Source organism: Pseudonocardia pini, assembly GCF_013870575.1.
Lineage (GTDB): Bacteria > Actinomycetota > Actinomycetes > Mycobacteriales > Pseudonocardiaceae > Pseudonocardia > Pseudonocardia pini.
The window spans coordinates 1-4,222 of record NZ_JACBXB010000489.1 but is presented as its reverse complement, the minus strand read 5'-3'; the positions used below and the strand labels follow the sequence as shown (position 1 = coordinate 4,222).

The following is a 4,222-nucleotide window of genomic DNA, read 5'->3' as shown; positions in this document are numbered from 1 at the left end:
TTGACGACGATCTTCAGCCCGCGCTCCGCCACCGTGGCGAGGTGGGGCCGGAGCTGGTCTAGGAAGTACCCGACGGAGAAGCCGCGCGACCGCCCCGCGACCGCCGCCATGGTGATCTCGGCGAGGTAGTCGCCGATCAGGACGTCGACGGGGTCGCCCGCGAGGGCCTCGTCGAGGGCGCTGCGGCGGTCGCCGAGGAACCCGGAGAAGTTCGCGACGCGGAGCGGGGTGGTGCTCATGGGGTCCTCCTGGGGTTCAGGGTCGGTCGAGCCAGGCCGGACGGCCCGCCCCGCGCGGGACGAGCACGGTCCGGTAGCGCCCGGGGGTGCGGGACATGGCCACCTGGTCGGTCACGCCCTGGTAGTGGCCCAGCGGGGTGTCCGCGGTGAACAGCTCCGGCGGCAGGTAGGCGTGCTCGTCGCCGGTGCCTGCCACGGCGTGGGCGTAGTCCCGGTCGAACACGCCGAGGCTCAGGACCCAGAGCGCGGCGCGGGTCAGCGAGACGTGCACCCGGTAGCTGCCGCCGACCCGCGAGCGCAGGGTGAGGGCGCGGACGATCCCGGCCGCGAGCAGCCAGGACACGATGTAGTCGTTCACGACGCCGATCGGGGGCAGCGCCGGGCGGCCGTCGGTCCCCTCGCGCAGCATCATCCCGCTGACCCCGCCCGCGACCTGGTCGAACCCGACGCGGTTCGCCCACGGTCCGGTGCGGCCGTGCAGCGAGACCGTGGCGTGGACCAGGCCCGGGCGGACCGCCGCCGCCTCCTCGGGGGAGAGCCCGTGCCGCTCGAGGTAGCCGGGGCGGCGGTTGGCGAAGAAGACGTCGGCGTCGGCCAGCAACGCGCGCAGGCGCTCCGCGTCGCGCGTCGGGTCGAGCGTCGCGGACCGCATGCCGACGTTCGCGGTGCAGTAGGTGGCGTCGTGCTCCGGCTCGTTCGGCCGCCAGAGGTTGAGCACGTCCGCCCCGTGCAGCGCCAGCGCGCGGCCCGCCCCGGCCCCGGCGATCACGTGCCCCATGCCGAGCGCGCGGACCCCCTCCAGAGGGTCACCCGCGGTGTGCGGCAACGGTTCCGGAGCGCTGTCCCCGATCCGCTCGATCTCGACGAGCGGGGCGTCGGCGAGCACGTCGCGGTACTGCGGTTCGCGCAGGAGCTCCTCGGTGGTCCGCAGCATCGGGATGACGACGCCTGCCTCCTCGGCGGCCTGCTCGAGGTCGGTCCCCTTCCAGCGGGCCACGGCCTTCGCGACGGCGGCCCGGTCGTTCGGGGTGCCGAGCAGGCGCTGGGCGGCCACGTCGAGCTTCGGGTAGAGGTTGACCGGCATCACCCAGCGGTCGTCCGCCGTGCGGTGGAAGGCCATCGACAGCCCGTCGCCCACGATCATCGGGGCACCCGGGGCGTACCCGTTGACGAGCTCCCAGCGTCCCTCGTACATCGGGCAGAGCCGTCGCGGGGCGACGCGGAGGTCCGTCGCGAGGTCCTGGCCCTCGCCGCCCCGCTCGCGCCCGAGCGCCGCCACGGCCACGGACTTGGCCATCAGGGCCACCGCCGCGGCCCCGCCGAGCCGAAGCGTGCTGGGGACGACGGGATCGGCGCCGCGGAAGGTGATCGCGCCGCCCGCGTCGGCCGGGGCCATGTCGAGGCCGGCGAGCAGGTCGGTGAGCTCCGCGAGCGGGTCGAACGCGTCGTCCCGCGCAGGGGCGGCGACGGCGGCGCGCAGGCGGTCGGTGAGGTCGGGTGACATCGGCGTCCTCCTAGATTCATCCGAGAGAATACATCTCTGGAGATGTAGTGTGCCCGACAGCGAGAGGGGTCACATGAACCTGTCCGAGATGCGCCGGCTCGGCCGGACCCTGTCCTCGGCCGCGCTGCAGGCGATGCAGGGCGCGGGGGACGGGACGGCGTCGGCCACCGAGCTGGCGGTGCTGGACTGCGTCCGCGTCCAGGACGGGCTGACGGTCGGCGAGATCGCGCGCCGCTCCGGCTTCGCCCAGGGCCGGGTCTCCACGGTGGTCGCGGACCTGGTCGACCAGGGCCTCCTCGCGGTGCGGGAGGACCCCGCGGACCGCAGGCGCAGCCTGGTCACGAGCACGGCGCGGATGCGCGAGCTCGCCGCGCAGGCGCCCCCGATGGACGCCGCACCCGTCCTCCGGGAGCTCCTGCGCGAGGCCCCGCCCGAGCGTGCGGAGGAGATCATCGCGGTCCTGGAGGAGCTGGCGGAGATCGTCGAGCCACTGGCCGCGGCCTACCGCGCCGGGACCGGGGGGCTGCGCTAGGTGTGCCGGACATCGAGATCGCGCACGTCGAGTCGGTCGCGCCGGGCAACCCGCTCGGCGTGAAGGGCGTGGGGGAGGGGGTGCGGTGTGCTCCCCGGCCGCGGTGTTCAACGCCGTCGCGGACGCGCTCGTGCCGCTGGGCGTCGAGCTGCGCAGCACCCCGCTCGGTCCGCGCCAGATCCTCGACGCGATCGACGCCGCCGGCTCCACCGAAACCTCGGGAAGGGACTGACACGACCGGATCGCAGGCGGACGTGCGGGACCACGCCGGGTTCACGGTCCGCGAGGACCGGGGACGCCGGCCCCGAAGATCCGTGCGGCGTTAACGCTTCGCGAGGCCGCCGCGAGCGAGCCCGTGACCACGTGACGGGAGAGTGCCATGGCGGGACCGGTTCGCGACGCCGGGTCGAGCGAGGCGGCGGGTCCGCCGCCGGTCGTGCTGAGACTCCTCGGGATGACGACCTACGTCGGGCTCGTCGGGTTCGTGGTGGTCGAGATCGTGCAGCTCGCGACCTCCGGCTGGTCCGGGTTCGCGGAGGCGAGCCTGCTCAACGCCCTCGTGTGGCTCGCGGGGGTGAACTCCTTCATCGTCGGCTGCGGGCACCTCGCCTTCCCCGACCCCATCGCGGAGTCGATCGGCTGGCCGAAGGGCAACCCGTTCCAGTGGGAGGTCGGGCTGGCCGGGGTGCTGATCGGCGTGCTCGGGGTCCTCGCGGGCAGCGGCTTCGACCGCCAGTTCCAGCTCGCCGCGGTGCTCGCCTTCGCGATCTTCTATCTCGGCGCCGCGCTCGGCCACGTCGTGCAGATCGTGCGGCAGGGCAACCGGGAGGCGGGCAATGCCGGCTTCATCCTCTGGTACGACGTCCTGGCCCCGCTGCTCGTGATCGGCCTGTACCTGGCCACCTGAGCCACCACCGGGCGGGCAGCAGGGCCACCAGCCAGCAGGCCTGCGCCGCCCACGTCGAGACGAACGCGAGCGGGACCGACACCGCGAACGCGCCGCAGGCCAGCGCCAACCCGGCCGTGGTGCGCCGCGGGCTGTCGTCCTCCGGCTCGGGTTCCGCGGTCAGCCGGTTCCCGTGCGAGGCCCACAGCCACACCCCGAGCTGCGCGCCCGCGGCGACCGCGACCACCGCGGCGTAGAGGACGACGGCCGGCGTCCGGTCGCCGTAGTCGGCGATCAGCCCGGCCACGGCCGGGACGAGCGCGACGGGCGCGAGCAGCAGCAGGTTGAGCAGCAGGAGCGGCCGGTCGACCACCCGGATCCGGTCGAACAGGGCGTGGTGGGCGAGCCAGAACCGGCCGATCACGGCGAACCCGAGCAGCGCGCCCAGCTCCCGCACCTGCTCAGCGCGCTGAGCAGGTGCGGGATCGAGGTCCAGCACGCGGGAGAGCAACGCGACCCGGTTGCGCTCGAGGCCCGCGAGCAGCTCGGAGGTGGTCCAGGGCAGCAGGGTCTCCCAGAGCTCCTCGGCGAAGGCCGCGCCGTCCCGGGCCAGGACGCCCAGGCCACCCAGCACCGGCACCAGGCCGAGGGTCCAGGACTCGGCGGCCTCGGCCAGGACGTCCTCGACGGCCGTCAGGACCCCGTTCTCCTCGCCGCCCGCCTCCTCCGCGGCGTCGACCGAGCCGGCACCGACCCCTGCGGGGGTGAGCCCGTCGCGGTGGATCGAGGGGCCCTCGGTCCCGACGCCGGGCAGGACGTCCCGACGCCCGGCGGGCCAGAGGAGGTTCGCGACCAGCACCACCGCGTCCGGGGCCTCGACGAGCACGCGCTCCAGGTTCCGCCGGGTCCCGTGGTAGCCCGTGTCGCCGGTCAGCACGTACAGCTCAGCCTCGGGCGGGTCACCGTCTGTGACCAGGTGCAACGCGGGGTCGGCGGCCACCGCGGCGCGCACGGCGAGGGTCGGCGACCCGGCCACGACGAACACGTCCGTGGCACCCCAC

6 protein-coding genes are annotated in these 4,222 nt (G+C 74.7%); 3 read left to right on the top strand and 3 right to left on the bottom strand.

Going from position 1 to position 4,222, the window contains the following annotated elements; translation table 11 throughout:
- Positions 1 to 239: acyclic terpene utilization AtuA family protein (locus H5J29_RS23030; RefSeq protein WP_181783126.1), on the bottom strand; the 239-nt coding region annotated here is incomplete at its 3' end.
- Between the two features lie 16 nt (positions 240 to 255).
- A complete protein-coding gene (locus tag H5J29_RS23025) occupies positions 256 to 1,743 on the bottom strand; it encodes a CoA transferase (RefSeq protein WP_181783125.1) in 1,488 nt (495 codons plus the stop codon).
- A 73-nt stretch (positions 1,744 to 1,816) separates the two neighbouring features.
- Between H5J29_RS23025 and H5J29_RS23020 the strand changes: the two genes are divergently transcribed.
- From H5J29_RS23020 to H5J29_RS23010, 3 genes are all read left to right on the top strand, one after another.
- Positions 1,817 to 2,275 (top strand): MarR family winged helix-turn-helix transcriptional regulator, encoded by a 459-nt coding sequence (locus tag H5J29_RS23020; protein WP_181783124.1) that lies wholly within the window; start codon positions 1,817 to 1,819, stop codon positions 2,273 to 2,275.
- A gap of 85 nt (positions 2,276 to 2,360) precedes the next feature.
- Positions 2,361 to 2,507, top strand: a complete 147-nt coding sequence (locus H5J29_RS23015) for a hypothetical protein (protein ID WP_181783123.1) — start codon at positions 2,361 to 2,363, stop codon at positions 2,505 to 2,507.
- A 222-nt stretch (positions 2,508 to 2,729) separates the two neighbouring features.
- Positions 2,730 to 3,182: a DUF6790 family protein gene (locus H5J29_RS23010; RefSeq protein WP_181783122.1), complete on the top strand. Its 453-nt coding sequence runs from the start codon at positions 2,730 to 2,732 to the stop codon at positions 3,180 to 3,182.
- Here the strand turns inward: H5J29_RS23010 and H5J29_RS23005 are convergent.
- Positions 3,121 to 4,222 (bottom strand): TMEM175 family protein (locus H5J29_RS23005; protein ID WP_181783121.1); only part of this gene is annotated, 1,102 nt, incomplete at its 5' end. The two genes, H5J29_RS23010 and H5J29_RS23005, sit on opposite strands and share 62 nt — an antisense overlap.